The organism is Sinobaca sp. SA16-1 (assembly GCF_059510515.1).
This window is the reverse complement of sequence record NZ_JCAKFL010000001.1, coordinates 769637-788713: the sequence shown is the minus strand read 5'-3', so window position 1 is coordinate 788713 and position 19077 is coordinate 769637. Positions and strand designations below refer to the sequence as shown.

The following is a 19077-nucleotide window of genomic DNA, read 5'->3' as shown; positions in this document are numbered from 1 at the left end:
GATGAAGTTTTTCAACTTTTTCAAATCCATCCATCTGAAGCTGATCGCTATTTTTATGCTGCTCATTTTTATTGCGATGCAGGTTATCGGGGTGTATTTTACCCGGGAGCTGGAAGCCCAGCTCGAGAGCAATCATTACGATATGCTCGAAGAGCGGGCGGATCTGCTTGAATACAACGTGCGTCAGGAAATGACCCGGGACCGGGATGAAGAAGAAGATCCTCTGCAAGAAGACATAGAAAGCCTGCTTCAGGAATTCTTCTCCATTGAAAACTCGCAGGTTCAGGTTATCGGACCCAATCAGGTTGTGCTGGGCACCTCCAACTGGAACAATGATTATATTGTCGGCCAGCAGAGTACAGAAGTACGAGTGAAGCGGGCGCTGTTAGGTACGCCTGACTCTACAGAAGTGAGAAACCCGGATGGAGACCGGCTGCGTGTCATGGCCATCCCTGTCGAGGCAGATGGAGTCGTTCAAGGAGCTATATACATTGAAGCAAACATGAATGAAATCTATGATGAAGTGGATGAAATCAACCAGATACTCTTTACGGGAACGATCATTGCGCTTATTATTACCGCTATTTTAGGTATCCTGCTTTCCCAGACGATTACGAGGCCGATCGTAGATATGAAAAAGCAGGCAAGAGTAATGGGAGAAGGCGATTTTTCCCGGCAGGTAAAAGTATACGGCAACGATGAAATCGGTCAGCTTGCCCAATCCTTCAATAATTTGACCCTCCGGCTGAAAGAATCGCAGTCCACTACGGAAGGCGAGCGGAAAAAGCTGAGTTCTGTTCTTGCCCATATGACCGACGGCGTTATCGCTACCGATGAGCTTGGCCGGATTATCCTTATGAACAACCGCGCTGAGCAGCTGCTGAACCTCGATCAAAAAGACATTATCGGTTCTTCGCTGCCGGAAATTCTTCACTTATCGGAAACGATTACGCCAAGTGATTTGTATGATTACTCTGATTCTATTCTGCTGGATTTCAGCGATGAGGAAAATGACTTTCTAATGGAAGCCAATTTTTCTGTTATCCGAAATGAAGATGGCCCTGTGAATGGTTTAATTACGGTGCTTCATGATGTAACAGAGCAGGAGAAAATCGAAAACGAACGACGGGAATTTGTGGCTAACGTCTCCCATGAACTGCGGACGCCTCTGACGACCCTGAAAAGTTATATGGAAGCTCTGGAGGACGGGGCGATGCAGGATGAAAAGCTGGGACCGCGTTTTCTAAAAGTAACCCAGAACGAAACAGAGCGGATGATACGCCTTGTTAATGATCTGCTCCAGCTTTCCAAAATGGACAGCGATGACCTGAGAATGAATGCAGAAACCGTAGACTTAGGAGAAGTCATGCACCAAATTGCAGACCGCTTTGAGATGATAAACAAAGACAAGAATATTTATTTTGACCGCCAGTTTCCTTCGTACCCTATTTACGTGGATATGGACCGCGACAAAATGATTCAGGTGTTTGATAATATTATCTCCAACGCTGTGAAATACTCTCCGGACGGGGGTACGATAACGTTGCAAATGATACCTAAATCCCGGGATGTGGAAATTGAAATCATTGACCAGGGATTAGGCATTCCAAAAGAAAGCCAAAACAAAATTTTCGACCGTTTCTACCGGGTGGATAAAGCGCGAGCAAGAAACCTCGGTGGAACGGGACTCGGCCTGGCGATTGCCAAAGAGCTGGTCCATTCCCACGGCGGGTATATCGATGTGCAGAGCGTTTGGAAGAAAGGTACGACGATTGCTGTTACGCTTCCGTATTCCTCTTATAAAAAAGCAGGTGGGGATGAATGATAGAACGGATGAAATCATGGACCCTGTCCCTGCTCGTTGTATTAAGCGTTGTTCTGACCTATCAGGTATGGACCTTTCAGCCGGAATACGCAGCGCTTGAAGATACGACGTATGTAGAAAGCGAGCCTGTAGGAGAAACCCGTTCGTTGGCAGATGCGGTCTGGCCGGAGCAGATTGTGCTTCACCAGGACGAAGAGATGGCAGCCATAGAAAACAACGACGAAGCCTTTACGGAATTTTATGAAACCCTGCAGGAATCACGAATTGAAAATCTCGTTAACCTGACCAGTTCTGAAGAGGCAGGTACCGAAGTGAACGAAATTATTGAAAACAGCGGCGGGGAAATGGCAGAAATTATTTTCCCGACTCCCATTGCCGGGGAGCTGATTGAAGAGCTGTTTGAAATAGAAGAGGACACGCCTTATTCTTCGATTGAGACGCTTGATCGGATGTACCTGGTCGATGACGGCCCGGATGCCGACGGTTTAAAAATTCTTCTCGTCTCCTACGAGGATGGTGGAAGCGTGTTTGAAGGCCGAACAACGTTCAGCCTTTCTGAGTTCCGCAGCGAATATGTAAATAACCTGGAAGCTTTTCCTTCCGTATTCGCTTTAGAAACGCCGGAACAGTCCGGCATTGAACGAAACATCTATCTGCCGGAAGAAACAGCTACGTATTCCACGGTCTCCTACACTACTTCAGAAATTGCGACCGATAACTTTCTGCAGCTGCTGTTTAATGAGCCGAATTATGTAGAACAGTACCAGGAAGATAACGGCGGGCTTTCTTATACAGACGGAAGCAGGATGGTTAATATAGCCTCAGACGGTGATTCTTTTAACTATGTGAATCCAATATATGGAGACAGCGCAGAAAGCAATCAGGGAAATGTTATTACCTCTTCCTTTGATTTTGTGAATTCCCAGGGTGGATGGACAGATGAGTACACCTTGTACGATATTGACAGCTCTGCTACTCAGGAAGAAGCAACCTACCGGATGATCGTCCAGGGAGTGCCGGTGTATGATACCGGAGAACCCCAGACCTCCATTACAGCCGTAAAAACAGGCGGGCAGATTTCAAACTACTCGAGGCCATTGTTTGAGCTTGATGCCAATCCGATTGATATTGAAGAAAACATCACGTTGGAATCAGGCCGTGACATTGTAGATCAGATGCAGGGGCAGTTTGATATGGAAGATGTGCAGAATGTCCGTATCGGCTACAGTGTCAGCAAAGATAATGAAGTAGTGAACTTTGATCCTTCCTGGTTTATTAAGTACGGTGGTGAATGGTATCCTTTTGACGCGGCAGTAGAGGAGGAGGAAGAGTAAGATGGACTGGAGCCGAACCAAAACCATTTTTATTGTAACGTTCCTGCTGCTTAACTCTTTTCTCGTCTACCAGCTGATGGAAAAAAGGGCAGGCAGCCAGCTGAATGTGCGGGCGGAAGCCACCATTGAAGAACGAATGAGTGAAATGAATATTACAGTAACCGAAGATCTCCCTGAAGATATGGAGGAAATCAGCCATATTGTCGGTCAGGTCGTTGATATTGAAGAAGAAGTCAGCGGCATTGTCGGGGAGGAAAATGTAGAAGAGAACGAGGAAAATGACTTAGTTGAAGTTTCGCTGGAAGAGCCGTATGATACACCAGAAGGTCCTTATGACAGCGAAGCAGCACGGGAAGCTTTTAATGAAAGTGTTATTAACTTTGTGGAAAACAACGTGTACGAAGGAGAAGAATACGTTTACGGAGAATGGGATGACGAAAACCGGGAAATGCACTTTTATCAGACGTTTGAAGATGCTCCTATCTACACGAGTGAAGAAAATCAGCTGGTGCTGAGGTTCGATGAAGATTCACAGATTATCGGGTACTCACAGATTTTTCTTGAACTGCAGGAGCAGGATGATAAAAAAGATATGTTCCTTCCCTATCTTGCGATCGAAAGGCTTCTAAATGAAAATTTAATCACCTTCAATGACAGTGTGACAGAAGTTGAAATCGGTTATTTTAATTTCTTTTCTCCTATCGGCAACAGCCGGGTATTTTCTCCGATGTACCAGATCACCATCAATGACGATGAAGAATATCTGGTGAACGCGATTGACGGCGCGATTCAGGAAATGACAGAAGTCGAAAGCGCTACTGATGAAGAAATAGAGGAAACGGACAACCCGGAGGAAGGGGCCTCTCAGGACCCTCCGGAACAAGCTGAAGAACAGCAATCGGAGTGAAGAGTAAGATGGGATTAACCTTTAGTGTACTAGCAAGCGGATCGTCCGGAAACGCCATGTATATAGAAACACCGAAGAATAAACTGTTGATTGATGCAGGCCTGAGTGGAAAAAAACTCGAACAGCTGTTAATGAAAGCAGCGTGTGATCCTTCCGAACTGGACGGCATTCTGGTCACTCACGAACACAGTGATCATATAAAAGGTCTGGGCGTGATGGCGAGGCGTTATAAACTTCCTATCTATGCCAATGAAAAAACCTGGGCTGCTATGGAGCCTTTAGTAGGAACAATTGCAGCAGACCAGAAATTTCATTTTTCCCAGAGCTCGATTCAAATCTTTTCTGATTTGGATATTCAATCGTTTCCTGTTTCCCACGATGCGGCAGACCCGATGTTTTTTGCTTTTCATCATGAAGGTAAAAAACTGGTGTTGGCAACGGACATGGGCTATGTGAGTGACATCGTAAAAGGAGTTATTCACAATGCAGATATGATGGTATTTGAATCAAATCACGACATGAATATGCTGCGGATGGGACGGTACCCCTGGAGCGTCAAACGAAGAATTCTTGGGGATTCCGGCCATGTGTCCAACGAAGACGCAGCGTATGCCCTGTGTGATGTTATTGGAGAGCGCACGAAGCGCATTTATCTGGCACATTTGAGTAAAGATAACAACATGAAAGAATTAGCAAGGATGACAGCCGAACAGATTTTAAAAGAAAAAGGACATGGAGTTGGAGAAAGCATTCATCTCTTTGACACTGATCCTGTCACCCCTACGTCCATCGTTACTTTATAATTGCCCCCTAGGTCTTTTCTATAGACGCAGGGGGTATTTTTTTCATAAAATAGACGTAAGTCTAATGAACGTGACATTTTTCTGTCGAAGGGGGATGGGTGTATAGATGGGATACTATAACGATGAGGATTATAACAATTTTGGCAGGCGCAGGAACCGTCGGCGCGGTGGAGGTTCCGCTTTTTTTGGAGCCGTATTCGGCGCGGGAGTAATGTTGGCTGCCGGGCCTTTTATTTATCAGTCGGACGTTTATCCGGATTTCGGCAGTGAAAACGGAGAAAACAGCGCTGAAACAGAATCGCTCTTCTCCGGAGACGAGCAGAATGTGAATGTTTCGGTAAATTCCGATATAACGGAAGCTGTAAACCGGGTCTCGGATTCCGTAGTCGGCGTGTTTAATGTGCAGGAGAATCCTTCCGGCTTTTTTGAAGAAGGAGAGAGTGCTGATCAAGGTGTCGGGTCCGGAGTAATTTATAAAATAGAAGGAGAAACCGCCTATGTTGTAACCAATCATCATGTTATTGACGGAGCATCGAGTGTGGAAATCAGTCTGGCGGATGAGTCGAGAATCTCGGCAGAGGTGGTAGGATCGGATATATTGACGGATTTAGCCGTACTTGAAATGGATGCTTCCGACATTGAAACAGCAGCAGAGCTTGGCAATTCCGACAATCTGCAGGTAGGTGAACCGGCACTTGCGATTGGGAATCCGCTTGGTGCTGATTTATCCGGATCAGTAACTCAGGGAATTATCAGCGCCACAGAGCGCAGCATCCCAGTAGATTTGTCAGGAGACGGGCAGCCGGACTGGGAGGCAGAAGTACTCCAGACAGATGCGGCGATCAACCCGGGGAACAGTGGAGGCGCCTTAGTAAACATCGGAGGCCAGGTCATCGGTATTAATTCGATGAAAATAGCAGAAGGTGCAGTGGAAGGGATTGGATTTGCGATTCCAACTGCAATAGCCATTCCGGTCATCAATGACCTGGAAACGAACGGAGAAGTTGTGCGCCCGCAGATTGGCATCGGTATTCGTTCTCTTGCTGAGTATCCGAATACGGAAATACAGAACACGCTGAATCTTCCTGAGGGCGTAGACACCGGTGTGGTAGTCACTCAGATCTCCAACGGCTCCCCTGCTGAAGAGGCAGACCTGGCGGAGAATGATGTAATCACAGAAGTGAATGGGGATACGGTAGCGAATACGCATGATTTAAGACGGTATTTGTACACAGAGTCCGGTATTGGAGAAACCGTGACGCTTACGTATTATAGAGACGGGTCACGGGAAACCGCAGAAGTAACACTGGCAGAAGAACAGCCATTTTAAATAGAAAGAAACAAAAGACTCTCTGATGGTATAATGATCAGGGAGTTTTTTTATTGGATGAATGTTCACATGTGGATAACTTGCTGCCGCGATTATAAGAAATAAACGAATATGGTCTTATTTTTATAATTGTTTTAATAAAATGGTGTGGATAAATAGTTTTTTATAGAAATGATATGATGATGACAAAGAAGAAAAAGAAGGTGAAATAATGATATTCTGCTGCGAAACCCATACAGACAGGGCGCTTGACGATGCTATTGAAGAAACCGGAACGTTTCCAGTATTCAGTGTTGTAATGGGAGAAGAGTTATCCACAGTGTGTAATTTTTGTGGAGAAACCGCTGTGTATAAAATCGAAGAATAGGAAAACGAAGCCTGTGTATATGTGGATAGAATTGTGGATAATGTATTGGGGAGGAAAAAATAATGAATATTACTATTATTGCAGTTGGAAAATTAAAAGAAAAATATTTAAAAGAAGCCATAGCAGAATACGAAAAACGGATGAGAGCATTTGCAAAACTGCAGATAATCGAAGTAAATGATGAGAAAACCCCAGACACAGCCAGTGAAAAAGAAAAATTACAAATTATCGAAAAAGAAGAAAGTAAAATAATGGATAAAATTACAAAAGATACTTATGTTGTTCTGCTCGAGGTAAAAGGACGGATGCTGTCTTCCGAAAAGCTTGCAGCGACAATTCAGGATCTCGGCACTTATGGGAAGAGCCATCTTACCTTTGTTATCGGCGGTTCTTTGGGAACTGGAGACATTCTAAAAAAACGTGCGGATTTAACGTGGTCTTTTTCTGATTTAACCTTTCCCCACCAATTAATGCGGGTTATGCTGCTGGAGCAGATTTACCGCGCTTTTCAAATCAATCAGGGAAGTCCGTATCATAAATAAGGCTCTGCGATTGATTTCCGCCTCCCTTGTCTGAACAGCACTTTTCTTGGGAACAGTACTAGTAGGAAAAAGTTACAGGAGGTGTGTTATGGCCGAGTGGAAAACGGTAAGTCGCTATTTATACGATTGTTTACGTGAAGAAGGAATAACAGAAATTTTTGGCGTGCCGGGAGACTATAACTTTGCCCTGCTCGATGAACTCGAAACATATGAATCTATCCAATTTATTGATAATCGAAACGAATTGAACGCCGGGTATGCCGCAGACGGATATGCTCAGGTAAAAGGACTTTCCGCCCTGATTACGACATTTGGAGTGGGTGATTTAAGCGCAGCCAATGCGGTGGCAGGTGCTTTCAGCGAGCAGGTGCCGTTAATCGAAATTGTCGGTTCACCGGCATCCTCCATGCAGAAAAATGGAACAAAGGCTCATCATACGTTAATGAACGGAGACTATGATGTGTTTTTGCGTATGCACCGTGAAATTACAGCCTATACGGTCAAAATTACTGCAGATAATGCTGTCCGGGAAATTCCGGCGGCCATTGCGGCTGCTTTAGAGAAGAAAAGACCGGTCTATATTGATATTCCCCAGGACATAGCCGCCACAAAGATCAACACGGAGGCGGCTCCACCTCCATTCGGCAGCGCAGAGAGCAGCACAGCTGATCTGGCTGAAAAAGGGGCAGAAGCGGTAATAAAGATGCTTCAGCAGGCTGAATCTGCTGTACTGCTGGTGGATATATACACGATCCGCTATCATTTAAAGAAAAAAGTCCTTCAATTAGCGGAGCATTTGCATATCCCAACAGCGCAGATGTTGCAGGGAAAGAGCGGATTTAATGAACAGCATTCCCAATACATTGGCATGTACGGCGGAGCTTTCGGTAACCAGGACGTTCGGAAATTTGTTGAACAGGCCGACGTTATTATTACAGCCGGCTTGTTGGAGTCGGATTTTAATATGGCGAAGTTTACGGCAGAGCTTCCGGTGGAAAAAAGAATTGATCTGCAGCCTCTAAAGCTGTCTATCAAAGGAGAGCCGGCAGGTGAAGTAAAGATGGAAGCGGTTATTGATGCCCTTCTTTTAAAAGAAAGCCGGACTTTTAAGGAATTATCCTATGTTCCTTCCTTTTATGACGAACGTCCGGATAAAGGAGCGCCGCTTCAGGCCGAAACGTATTACCCGGTCATTCAATCCATTCTCCGGCCAAAAGATATTCTCGTGGTGGAAACAGGCACCCTGTCCTACGGACTTGCGCATGTGCGTCTTCCTGAGGACGCGTTGTATATTTCCCAGGGATCCTGGCAGAGCATCGGCTATGCACTTCCTGCGGCCTTTGGAGCTCAGGTAGCGGCGCCGGACAGGCGTGTGCTTCTATTCATTGGGGATGGATCTTTTCAATTAACCGCGCAGGGACTCAGCTCCATGGCGGAGCAGAATGTAAAACCGGTAGTCTTTTTCCTGAATAACAGCGGGTATACAGTGGAGCGTTATTTAAATACGGATAACTCTCAGGCCGAATACAACGATATTCCTGCCTGGGATTATATTAAACTGGTGAAGAGCTTCTATGCGGATGCCCGCACAACACGTGTTACAACGACAGAAGAATTAAAGCAGGCGGTCTCCCAATTAAATGAGACGGATACGCTTCATTTTATTGAGATTGTCGTAAACGATCAAATGGATGCACCGCTTCATCTTAAGCGGTTAAGAGAAGCTTCGCTGAAAAAAGAATAATAAACTATAATAAAGAGAGAATTTATGTTTTTCCAACAAGGCAATGTCGGCGGACGCGTTCGACAGGCCATGGCTCAGCTAAAGAGTAAAAAAACAGACCTCTTTATCTTCACCGATGGCTGGTCTGTCTGAGTCGCCGCCGGACAATTTTCCTATATTTACCTCTTAATATTATTTAAAGAAATCAGCATTTTGTATAGAGATCTAAAACAGAATAATTTCTCGACAAACGCAAAAGAGAGCCTTCCGTTAAAGGCTCTCTTTTGCGTTTATACGAGAACCTGCCGGCGTATTTCCTGCAGGTAGGCTATAAAAAAAGGGTCTTCTGCGAATGTTTCGAAATCGTACACGTAATAAATAAAGGTAGTTCTGCTTAAAAACAGCAGCAGGTCCTGCTGGGTGGAAGCGGCTAAGGAAGAAAGGGAAACGGACTGGGCCATTCCCGGCAGGACGGGTTGAAAAACGTTAATAGATCCGGAGGGTTTCCGCAAAAAGTGCCAGCATTTCTCCAAAAAGGTGCTTTCAGTTTCTGATAAAGTAAAAGTAGTAAAAGACTTGTCTAATAGTGTGATTGTCATGATGATCAGTCCTTGTAGAGTACTTGGAAAATGAGAAATGTGTTTTCCCATATTATGACAGTCTATCATAAGTATATTAGGCAGAAAACCAAAAAAAAAGACAGCCGTAGTGCAGCTGTCTTTTTTTATTAATTTTGAAACTGTTCCATCTGTTGATTAAGCTCATCCTGTATTTCAGGAGGAAGATTATCCCCTAAGAGTACAGCCAGCAGGCCTATGATAATCAAAAGGCCGGATATAACCATACCGATCGTACTCAGGATGATACCTGCAATAGCCTGACCCCGGCCTGTTTTAAAGGAGCGCTTCACTGCGCGCAGTCCCATAATACCGAGAATCAAACCAATAAGACCTAATAGGAAGCCGACGGGAGGAACGAAGAAAGCCAACACAGAAAGAATACCTAATATAAGAGCTACTAATGCTTTGTTGTTCTTTCCTCCGTCACCCGGCCTTCCATCATAATGGTGATCCTTTTTCCGATCGGCTGCAGCACGGTCTCTGTTATCGAGACGTTCATCGCGGCGGCGGTGTTCGTCGCGATCGTCAAAGCGGCTGCTGTCTTCGTGACGGTCGTTCCTGTCATGTGGAGGCCTGTCTTCTACTCTGTCCCTGTCATCCATCACGGCTGGTTCTTCTCGTCTTTGATCGCGGTCGTCATCTGTCAGCGGATCCCGGCTGGAGGAACGATCGTCCCTTGGATCGAGATTATCTTTGCTGCGTTCAGATCGAAATCGTCTGTTTTCTTTATCGTCCATACTAACTCACCTCTCCTGCTTTCCTTTTATCTTTATAGGAGCATAGTTACTCATACCACCATTTCATGGATTCTAAGCATTTATCTTTTGCACTGTGGGGACGTTTCTATATAAGGGGCAGCGGGTATAGAAATCAGATGCCGCATAAAGGAGAATCGTCTATGAACATATTAGAAAATGATTGGGCTCCACTTCTCGAAGAAGAGTTTAAAAAAGAGTATTATGAAGAGCTTCGGCAGTTTTTGAAAAAAGAATACACAGAGCATACAGTGTATCCGGATATGTACGATATTTATAATGCGCTTCACTATACAAGCTATGAAAATACAAAAGTCGTTATTTTGGGACAGGACCCTTATCACGGACCGAACCAGGCGCACGGGCTTAGTTTCTCGGTGCAGCCGAAAGTGAAAACACCCCCATCGCTTCAGAATATCTTTAAAGAACTAGAAGAAGATCTTGGATTGGAGCCTCCCGGCCACGGCTATTTAAAAAAATGGGCAGAGGAAGGGGTCCTGCTGTTAAATACCGTTCTTACTGTCCGCAAAGCAGAGGCCAATTCCCATAAAAACAAAGGCTGGGAAACATTTACGAATGAAATTATCAAAAAGATAAATGAAAAAGAAGATCCGGTAGTTTTCCTATTGTGGGGAAAGCATGCGCAGTCGAAGCAGGAACTAATTACCAATCCCCATCATATGATTATTACATCCGCCCACCCGAGTCCTTTTGCCGCCCACCGCGGATTTTTCGGGAGTAAACCATTTTCGCGGACGAATACATTTCTGAAGAAAGCGGGACGGCCGGAAATAGACTGGTCCATTCCAGCAAATATTTAAATAGAGGAGAAACTTACTATGATAAAAACAGCAGAAGTATCGTTGAACAACGGAGTCACCATGCCCTGGGTCGGCCTTGGCGTATATAAAGCGGAATCTGGAGAACCGACAAAAAATGCCGTGCTCCAGGCTTTAAAAGATGGATACAGAAGCATTGATACGGCTTCTTTTTACGGAAATGAGAAAAGCGTAGGAGAAGCAATTCGTGAGAGCGGCGTGCCAAGAGAAGAAATTTTCCTAACTACAAAAGTATGGAACGATGAACAGGGGTTTGAGCAGACACTGGAAGCTTTTGAGCGTTCCCGCCAAAATCTTGGCGTAGATGTTATTGATCTGTACCTTATTCACTGGCCGGTACCTGGTAAGTATAAAGAAACATGGGGCGCGTTGGAAAAACTATATGAAGAAGGAAAAGTAAAAGCGATCGGCGTCAGTAATTTTACAGAAGAGCATCTGGAGAACTTAATGAAGGAAGCGAAAGTAACGCCGGCTGTAAACCAGGTGGAATATCACCCGAAGAACGCGCAGAAAAAGCTGCTGGAGTTTTGTGAAACGCACGGCATTCAGATGGAAGCGTGGCGCCCGCTTGGAAGAGGGGACTTACTGGAAGACGAAACGATCAAACAAATTGCCGACAGACACGGAAAAACGCCGGCGCAGGTTTTAATCCGCTGGTGCCTGGAAACAAAAGTCGTTACTATTCCGAAGTCAATTACCCCGGAGCGGATTACTGCCAACGCCCAGGTGTTTGATTTTTCCCTCACAGCTGAAGATATTCAGGCTATTGATGGAATGAATGAAGATCAACGCTATGGGTATCACCCGGATGATTTCCCTTATGACAAATAAAAAACAATAAATAGACACTTCCTACAAAAAAACTGCCTGAAAATAGGTAGTTTTTTTGTTATGTATTGAAACCGTTATCATGTGTGCAGCACTAAGAAAAAGCAAAAAACAGTAAAAACCATGTATTCTATTTGCATGTAAGATTATCTAACAAAACACTAGATTCTGAAAATTTAAAATGTAAAATAACATTAACGCAAGATGTTAACTAAGTTCACATTTGAGAGGAGAGATTGTTAGATGGATCCAATGTTTTTAATGAACAATCTGTGGGTTATGATCGCATTTATTCTAGTTATTCTTATGCAGGGCGGGTTTATTCTTTTGGAGGCCGGCTCAACACGAATGAAAAACGCCGGGCACATCGCCGGTAAGACAGTATTCACACTCGGAATTGCATCACTTGTTTTCTGGGCTGTCGGTTACGGCTTCATTTATGGAGAAAGCCTTGGCGGCATTATCGGCTTCTCTGACTTTTTCTTCGGGGACGCTACTACAATGTTTGATGGGCTGGCAGGTTCTGTTGACTTTATCTTTCAGCTTGGTTTCGCTGCAATTGCATTAACGATTGCATTTGGCGGATTTGCAGAAAGAGCTAAATTATCAGCTTACATTGTATTCGCTCTACTATTTTCAGCAGTTGTTTATCCGGTGGTTGCTCACTGGATCTGGGGCGGAGGATGGATCAGCGAACTTGGCAAGCAGGATTTCGCAGGTTCGACAGTTGTTCACTTAACTGGTGCAATGGCTGCGATGGCGGCAACCATTTTACTTAAGCCGCGTATCGGTAAATTTAACAAAGATGGTTCTCCTAATGAGTTAGCAGGACATAACCAGGTATTTACCGCTCTTGGTGTTCTTCTATTATGGGTAGGTTGGTTTGGATTTAACGCCGGTAGTACATTCGGCGTAGACGACGCATTCTTTGGCTTTGTTGCCCTGAATACACAAATTGCAGCAGCAGGTGGTGCTGTGGCAGCTCTTCTTATCGCATGGGCGGTTATCGGCAAGCCGGATGTACCGACTATGTTAAACGGTGCACTTGCAGGACTTGTAGCTATTACAGCCTCCTGCGCATTCGTTGATCCATGGGCCGCAGTTGTTATTGGTATCATTGGCGGATTGATTGTATTTGGAAGCATGAAGCTCGTAGAGAAGCTTGGCATTGATGACCCGATCTTCGCTATCTCTGTTCACGGAGCAGCAGGTATCTGGGGTACCCTTTCTACAGGATTTTTTGCTACACCGGCATTAGCAGAAATGAATGGCGGGCGTGCCGGTTTGTTCTACGGCGGCGGCCTTACCCAGCTTGGTGTTCAGGCTATCAGCGTTCTGGCATGCGGAATCTTCGCTTTTGTCGCAGCTTACGTACTGCTTCTTATTACAAAAGGAATTACAGGCGGCCTTAGAGTTTCTGAAGAAGAAGAAATTATGGGTCTTGATATAAGTGAACACGGAAGCTATGGTTATCCTGAAGCATTGAAAGCAGCAGAATCCAAAAATTCTGAATCCAAGACAGGAGCTTAATATGACAAAATCTTCCGTATCTCCGCAGGAGGGCAAAGGCCCTCTGTCACCTTCTTATGAGTCCTATGAAGAAATTAAACAGCTCAAAGAGTCCCAGGTAAACGAGATTGCAGAAGATCCAATGAAACTCAATGACGCACATGATGAGTGGATTAAGGAAACCATTGCTCTTGCTATACAAAAAGTAGAAAGTGAGCGGGGACCTTCTCCCGCTCACTTTGCTTTTTTTCTAATGGGAAGCGCCGGACGCAAAGAGCAGGCGACATTCAGCGATCAGGACCATGGGATTGTATTTGAAGGCAGTGATGAAGAGCACCAGTCTTATTTTTTAAAAATAGGTGAAGAAATACGCGAAGGTATGGCTTATATCGGCTATCCCCGCTGCGAGGGCAAAGTAATGGCCTCTCATCCCCGCTGGTGCCACAGTATAGATGGATGGAAGGAACAGATTGACGGCTGGATTGAAACAGATACGTGGGAAACGCTCCGGCATCTGCTGACATTTGTGGATGCGAGAACGCTCGTAGGCGAAGCGGATTTCCTGGAAGAAATCAAAAGTCATGTATTTCAAAAGGCAGAGGAAAACCCGGTATTATTAAAGCGGATGTCTGAAAATACTTCGTATCTGCATAAAGGAGTCAATGCTTTTGGCCGGCTGCTGCCTGACGATAAAGGTCCTTATACAGGATCTATGCACATTAAAGATGTCGGCTTTTTTCCTTATGTTCATGCGATGAGGCTGCTGGCGATAAAAGAAGGTATTCAAGAGGCCGGAACAGCAAGCCGCATGGATCAGACCAGTGAAAAATATCCATTTGTGCAGGGGAAAAAGGATCATTTCAATCATATGCTTAACCTGCGGGCTTCTTTTTCAAAAAAGCAGAAAACGTATGAGGACGTGCATTATGTGCCGGTAGAACAACTAAACAAAGATGAAAAGCAGCAGTTGAAGAAAGCGTTAAAAGAGGGAAAACATCTATTTCAACAGACTAAAAAACATATGGAGTCAGGTGACCAGTAATGGTAATGAATAATATGTTTCAGTGGGTCCGTCACTTTTCAGGAGTAGACCAGTCCAACCCTCAGCATCAGTCTTTCATGAGACATCTGCAAAAAGAATTAAAAGCAGAACAGCCGCTGACAAAGCCTATTTCGTCCCTTCGGATCACCGTGCTGGACCTGGAAACTTCCGGATTTTATCCAGATGGGGGCGACAAAATTCTTTCTATCGGTGCCGTTAAAATTAAGAACAGCAAAGTACAGACAGATGAAACGTTTTACACTACAGTTCAGGAACCAGACGCTCTATCGAAAGAAATTGAAGAGCTTACCGGTTTAAATAAAGAAGAACTGCGGGAGGCTCCGCTGCTTGCAGACGCGCTGACCTCATTTTATAATTTTGCGCAGACGGACCTTCTTGTTGCCCATCATGCCAGTCATGAAAGAAAGTTTCTGCAGCATGCCACGTATCAGGCGATTGGTACGAGTTTTAAACACCGCCTGCTTGATACGTCTTTTTTGATGAAAATCGCGGCTCCCGACCATGCCCTCCACACGCTGGATGATTGGTGCGGACATTATAAGATCCCTGTAGAAAACCGGCATAATGCCTTGGGAGATGCAGTGATGACGGCCGAACTGTGGAAAAAGGCCGTCGAGCAGACGATGGAACAGGGGTTTGAAACACTTCATGATGTGTACGCTCATTTAAATAGCCGGACAAGGTGAAAACACCTTGAATGGAGAGAAGGAGGAGAGCAGGGTGAAAGGCCATATACCCCGCCATACCGCATGTTTTCCTATCAGCGTAGTGCAGGAGTTAACTCATCTATCGGCGCGCCAAATACGATACTACGAAGAACAGGGGCTGATTTCTCCGGAAAGAAATCAGGGCAATCAACGGCTGTTTTCACTAGCAGATATTGACCGGTGCAGCGATATTAAAGAGCTTATTGACCAGGGTTTGAACATAGCCGGCATTAGAACCGTGCTGGCGGCTAAAAAAACATCAAAAGAAAAAAAGATGAACGTGCCAAAGCGTTCCATACCTAAAGAAAGTCTGGATAAACTGCAGCCCCACTTAAAAAAACTCGGGGAACTGGAAAGTTAAAAATGAGTCTTTCTTCTTCGTTTAATGATAGATTACAACGGGTATTTCTATCACTACGGAGGTGTTGTAAGCATGGCTTATATTCTCATTGATGATATGCAGATTCCGGCAGTAAAGTTCGAAGAAAAGGAAGCTGCTAAAGAAGCCGCTGCCGCTAAAGAAGTCGTTGTAGAAGATAATAACAATAAGTATTGGGTAGTAGACGAAGAAAATTATGCCAAGATCGAAGGATTCGGCTATACGATTGTCTAATATCTGAGCCCAAGGGCACTGCTTTTATAATGAAAAGCGGTGCCTTTTTTCTATACGCGGTGCCCAAGTGCTGAAAAAAAATATGGTATACTATTATTACGGAAACCGAAATAAAAAGGAGTGAATGGTAATGAATACCTCTTTATCCCTGCAGTGGAATTTGGATTCTATCTTTTCAGGAGGCAGTGATTCAACCGAACTGCGTGAATACACCGATTCCTTTCACCAGCATTTGACTACACTTGAAGAAAAGCTTGTGGCTGTGAAGATTCCTGAAGATGAGAAGGAAGCTGAAGAATGGCTTACGCTGCTGACAGACCTGCAGCAGCTGTCGGCAGAATTTCAAGAAATTTCTGCTTTTATCGGCTGTTTAAATGCCCAGGATATGAACGATACGAAGGCCCGGCAGTGGCAGGGCAATATTAAACCGTTTCGTTCACGGATCGGCGCCTGTGCTTCCGAATTGGATGCCCATATTGCCAAAATGGATCCGGTGCTTTTTGAGAAACTGCAGCACACAGAAAAAGGAAAGCCGATAGCTTTTGCCCTGAAAGAAAAAAAGCAGTGGGCCGATGAAAAGTTACCGCCGGAACAGGAAAAACTTGTCGGAGAACTTTCCCAGGACGGATATCACGGCTGGAGTGAAATGTATCAGAGCCTCGTACGGTCACTTTCGATCCCATTCGAAGAAAACGGGAAAACGTCCTATCTGTCAGCCGGGCAGGCACAGAATAAATTAGAGAGCAGTAACCGGGAAACAAGAAAGATGATGTTTAAAAAGTGGGAAGCGGCCTGGGGCGAAAAAGCAGATCTGTTTGCCGAAACGCTTAATCATTTATCCGGTTTCCGCCTGGGCCTTTATGAAAAGAGAGGGTGGGAAGATCCTTTAAAAGAACCGCTGCTGATTAACCGGATGAGCAAAGATACACTGGACGCGATGTGGAGTGCTATCGAGGACATGAAGCCGCTGCTGTATACATACATGGAGCGTAAAGCCGCTTTAATGGGCGTGGAAAAGCTGGAATGGCATGATGTTCATGCGCCTCTGGCCCAGCAGGAGATGCCGCGTATGTCGTTCGACGAAGGAGCGAAGCTGATTACGGAACAGTTTGAAGACTTCAGCCCGAAGCTGGCCTCCTTTACCAAAATGGCATTTGAAAACAGCTGGATCGAAGCAGAAGACCGGGAAAACAAAAGGCCGGGCGGATTCTGTACCACGTTTCCGGTAAGCAATGAAACTAGAATTTTCATGACGTATGAAGGAACGCCGTCCAACCTGGCAACATTGGCCCACGAAATCGGCCATGCTTACCATCAGCATGTGATGGAAGGCCTGCCTTATTACTCCACGCGCTATGCCATGAACGTGGCGGAAACAGCCTCAACGTTTGCGGAGCAGATTATTGCGGATGCCTCGATTAGAGCAGCTAAAACAACCGAAGAAAAAATATCGCTTTTGGATGCCAAAATTAACCGGGGCATGGCATTTTTTATGAACCTTCACTCCAGGTACCTGTTTGAAACAAGGTACTATGAAGCGAGAAAAAATGGATGGCTGTCGGCCGCTGATATTAGTACAATTATGACGGAAGCCCAGAGGGAAGCTTACGGCGACAAGCTGCATTCCTATGACCCCCATTTTTGGGCATCGAAGCTCCATTTTCATATGACAGGCGTTCCGTTTTATAACTTCCCTTATACATTCGGCTACTTATTCAGCATGAGTCTTTACGATAAGGCAAAACAAGAAGGAGCGGCCTTTGAAGAAAAATACACAGCGCTTCTCCGGGACACGGCAAGTATGACGACAGAAGATCTTGCCTGGAAGCACTTGAACGAAGATATTACGACAGTCGATTTTTGGAAGAATGCGGCGAAAAGCCTGCTTAAGGATACAGAAGATTTCATGAATCTCACAAAGTAAAAGGAGTGATTGGAATGGCAGAAGAGCAGCAGTATGACACGTTAATGCAGGCATTGAATATTCGTATCGTGACGCTCGAAAAAGAAAAAGTGGTGGCGGAAATGCCGGTGGATGGGAGAGTAAAGCAGCCGTTTGGACTTCTTCATGGAGGCGCGTCAGTAGCTCTTGCCGAAACAACAGCAAGCGTTGGAGCCTACAACCTGGTCGATCAGGATAAACAGTTCGTTGTAGGCCTGGAGATAAACGCCAATCATATTCGAAGCAAAAAAGATGGAATGGTTACAGCAGTGGGTGTTCCCCTCCACGTAGGGCGATCTACGATGGTCTGGGAAATTAAGCTGACAGATGAAGAAGAGAAACTGCTTTGTGTATCCCGATGTACCATTGCAGTGAGATCTATGTAGTAAGCAAAAAGGCGGTCCTGAAAAAGGGCGGCCTTTTTTTATAGGGTGAGGAGGGGAACGAGGACGAAAATGCCAATCAATACGCCCAGAATAAAAATGACTACATTTCTAATTTTCACTGCGCAGCCTCCTTTTTTCCATTTTGTTGTATAGTATCATACTTTTTCAAACATGGTCACAGAGTTGCTACTTAACCGTGACAATACAAGATGCTATACTATACAAAGCATAGAAAGCCGAAAGCAGGTGACTTATTAATGAATATTTCCATTCGGGCTTTGTTGGAAAAGATGGAAGAAGAGCTTATTTTGATTTCGGATCATGCAGATAAAGAAGAAGAAGCAGAAGTGAAAGCTCATGCACGCATACTGGAAGCTTACTGCGGGGTGCTGCTGGCCTCTAATACGGGTGCACAATCTTCTCCGAACCGGAAGCCGGTACCGAAGGTTCCAGAGGCACGTCCTGCATCGGTACAACAGGTAAAGGAGTCCACCGGTTCCCAGCCGGCACCCACCGTTTCTAAGGAAGAACTGCCTTCTACGGACGGCAGTCTATTTGATTTTTAAGCAGAAACCTAAAGGAGAATAACTATGTGGAAACTATTTATTATTCTTGGAGCGCTGAACGCGGCCATTGCTGTCGGGTTCGGTGCTTTTGGAGCGCACGGGCTTGAAGGACGTATCAGTGCAAGGCTGATAGAGGTCTATCAGACCGGCGTTCAGTATCATATTATGCATGCTCTCGGTCTTCTGGCCATAGGGCTGGTGGCAGCTCATATAGGTGGTAGTGCGCTTATCGCCTGGGCAGGCTGGCTGCTGTTTGCCGGTATTGTTATTTTTTCCGGCAGTTTGTACACGATGGCTTTTACAGGCATCGGCTGGCTTGGAGCGATTACGCCTATTGGCGGAACCGCCTTTATTGCAGGCTGGATTCTGCTTGTTATTGCCGTTATTAGAGCCTGATAATGTATGGATGCTTGAAAAG

General features: G+C 45.1%; 21 protein-coding genes. 19 read left to right on the top strand and 2 right to left on the bottom strand.

The window, feature by feature from the left end; translation table 11 throughout:
- Position 1: 1 nt before the first annotated feature.
- The 8 genes from walK (at position 2) to AC5W2J_RS03825 (ending at position 8852) form a co-directional block, all read left to right on the top strand.
- On the top strand, positions 2-1825 hold the full coding sequence (gene walK / locus AC5W2J_RS03860) for a cell wall metabolism sensor histidine kinase WalK (protein ID WP_496058165.1): 1824 nt from the start codon (positions 2-4) through the stop codon (positions 1823-1825).
- Positions 1822-3159: a YycH family regulatory protein gene (locus tag AC5W2J_RS03855; RefSeq protein WP_496058164.1), complete on the top strand. Its 1338-nt coding sequence runs from the start codon at positions 1822-1824 to the stop codon at positions 3157-3159. The genes walK and AC5W2J_RS03855 overlap by 4 nt, the downstream gene beginning before the upstream one ends.
- 1 nt (position 3160) lies before the next feature.
- Entirely contained in the window at positions 3161-4066 is a 906-nt protein-coding gene (locus AC5W2J_RS03850; protein WP_496058163.1) for a two-component system regulatory protein YycI, read from the top strand.
- Between the two features lie 8 nt (positions 4067-4074).
- Entirely contained in the window at positions 4075-4869 is a 795-nt protein-coding gene (locus AC5W2J_RS03845; protein WP_496058162.1) for an MBL fold metallo-hydrolase, read from the top strand.
- Positions 4870-4975: 106 nt separating this feature from the next.
- Positions 4976-6199 (top strand): S1C family serine protease, encoded by a 1224-nt coding sequence (locus tag AC5W2J_RS03840; RefSeq protein ID WP_496058161.1) that lies wholly within the window; start codon positions 4976-4978, stop codon positions 6197-6199.
- A gap of 211 nt (positions 6200-6410) precedes the next feature.
- Positions 6411-6566 (top strand): CxxH/CxxC protein, encoded by a 156-nt coding sequence (locus AC5W2J_RS03835; RefSeq protein ID WP_496058160.1) that lies wholly within the window; start codon positions 6411-6413, stop codon positions 6564-6566.
- Positions 6567-6628: 62 nt separating this feature from the next.
- Positions 6629-7108, top strand: coding sequence for a 23S rRNA (pseudouridine(1915)-N(3))-methyltransferase RlmH (gene rlmH, locus AC5W2J_RS03830; RefSeq protein WP_496058159.1), 480 nt, complete (start codon positions 6629-6631; stop codon positions 7106-7108).
- Positions 7109-7196: 88 nt separating this feature from the next.
- Complete coding sequence (locus AC5W2J_RS03825; RefSeq protein WP_496058158.1) at positions 7197-8852, top strand: alpha-keto acid decarboxylase family protein; 1656 nt, start codon at positions 7197-7199, stop codon at positions 8850-8852.
- Between the two features lie 269 nt (positions 8853-9121).
- Here the strand turns inward: AC5W2J_RS03825 and AC5W2J_RS03820 are convergent, their stop codons facing one another.
- Positions 9122-9343 (bottom strand): hypothetical protein, encoded by a 222-nt coding sequence (locus AC5W2J_RS03820; protein WP_496058157.1) that lies wholly within the window; start codon positions 9341-9343, stop codon positions 9122-9124.
- A gap of 215 nt (positions 9344-9558) precedes the next feature.
- Positions 9559-10188, bottom strand: coding sequence for a DUF4190 domain-containing protein (locus AC5W2J_RS03815; protein ID WP_496058156.1), 630 nt, complete (start codon positions 10186-10188; stop codon positions 9559-9561).
- Between the two features lie 161 nt (positions 10189-10349).
- Between AC5W2J_RS03815 and AC5W2J_RS03810 the strand changes: the two genes are divergently transcribed.
- The 11 genes from AC5W2J_RS03810 (at position 10350) to AC5W2J_RS03760 (ending at position 19055) form a co-directional block, all read left to right on the top strand.
- On the top strand, positions 10350-11027 hold the full coding sequence (locus tag AC5W2J_RS03810; protein WP_496058155.1) for a uracil-DNA glycosylase: 678 nt from the start codon (positions 10350-10352) through the stop codon (positions 11025-11027).
- Between the two features lie 18 nt (positions 11028-11045).
- Positions 11046-11876, top strand: coding sequence for an aldo/keto reductase (locus AC5W2J_RS03805; protein WP_496058154.1), 831 nt, complete (start codon positions 11046-11048; stop codon positions 11874-11876).
- Between the two features lie 240 nt (positions 11877-12116).
- On the top strand, positions 12117-13403 hold the full coding sequence (locus AC5W2J_RS03800) for an ammonium transporter (RefSeq protein WP_496058153.1): 1287 nt from the start codon (positions 12117-12119) through the stop codon (positions 13401-13403).
- A 1-nt stretch (position 13404) separates the two neighbouring features.
- Positions 13405-14424 carry a DUF294 nucleotidyltransferase-like domain-containing protein gene (locus AC5W2J_RS03795; protein WP_496058152.1) on the top strand — a complete coding sequence of 340 codons (1020 nt, stop codon included), beginning with the start codon at positions 13405-13407 and terminating at the stop codon, positions 14422-14424.
- Between the two features lie 5 nt (positions 14425-14429).
- Positions 14430-15131 (top strand): exonuclease domain-containing protein, encoded by a 702-nt coding sequence (locus AC5W2J_RS03790; protein ID WP_496058151.1) that lies wholly within the window; start codon positions 14430-14432, stop codon positions 15129-15131.
- A 34-nt stretch (positions 15132-15165) separates the two neighbouring features.
- Positions 15166-15513, top strand: coding sequence for a MerR family transcriptional regulator (locus AC5W2J_RS03785; protein WP_496058150.1), 348 nt, complete (start codon positions 15166-15168; stop codon positions 15511-15513).
- Between the two features lie 72 nt (positions 15514-15585).
- The gene (locus AC5W2J_RS03780; protein ID WP_496058149.1) at positions 15586-15765 is read left to right on the top strand and encodes a hypothetical protein; all 180 of its coding nucleotides are present in this window, start codon (positions 15586-15588) and stop codon (positions 15763-15765) included.
- A 130-nt stretch (positions 15766-15895) separates the two neighbouring features.
- Positions 15896-17689 carry a M3 family oligoendopeptidase gene (locus tag AC5W2J_RS03775; protein ID WP_496058148.1) on the top strand — a complete coding sequence of 598 codons (1794 nt, stop codon included), beginning with the start codon at positions 15896-15898 and terminating at the stop codon, positions 17687-17689.
- 14 nt (positions 17690-17703) lie between these two features.
- Positions 17704-18093, top strand: a complete 390-nt coding sequence (locus AC5W2J_RS03770; protein ID WP_496058147.1) for a hotdog fold thioesterase — start codon at positions 17704-17706, stop codon at positions 18091-18093.
- A 257-nt stretch (positions 18094-18350) separates the two neighbouring features.
- Positions 18351-18659: a DUF5327 family protein gene (locus tag AC5W2J_RS03765; protein ID WP_496058146.1), complete on the top strand. Its 309-nt coding sequence runs from the start codon at positions 18351-18353 to the stop codon at positions 18657-18659.
- Between the two features lie 24 nt (positions 18660-18683).
- Positions 18684-19055: a DUF423 domain-containing protein gene (locus AC5W2J_RS03760; RefSeq protein ID WP_496058145.1), complete on the top strand. Its 372-nt coding sequence runs from the start codon at positions 18684-18686 to the stop codon at positions 19053-19055.
- Positions 19056-19077 lie beyond the last annotated feature (22 nt).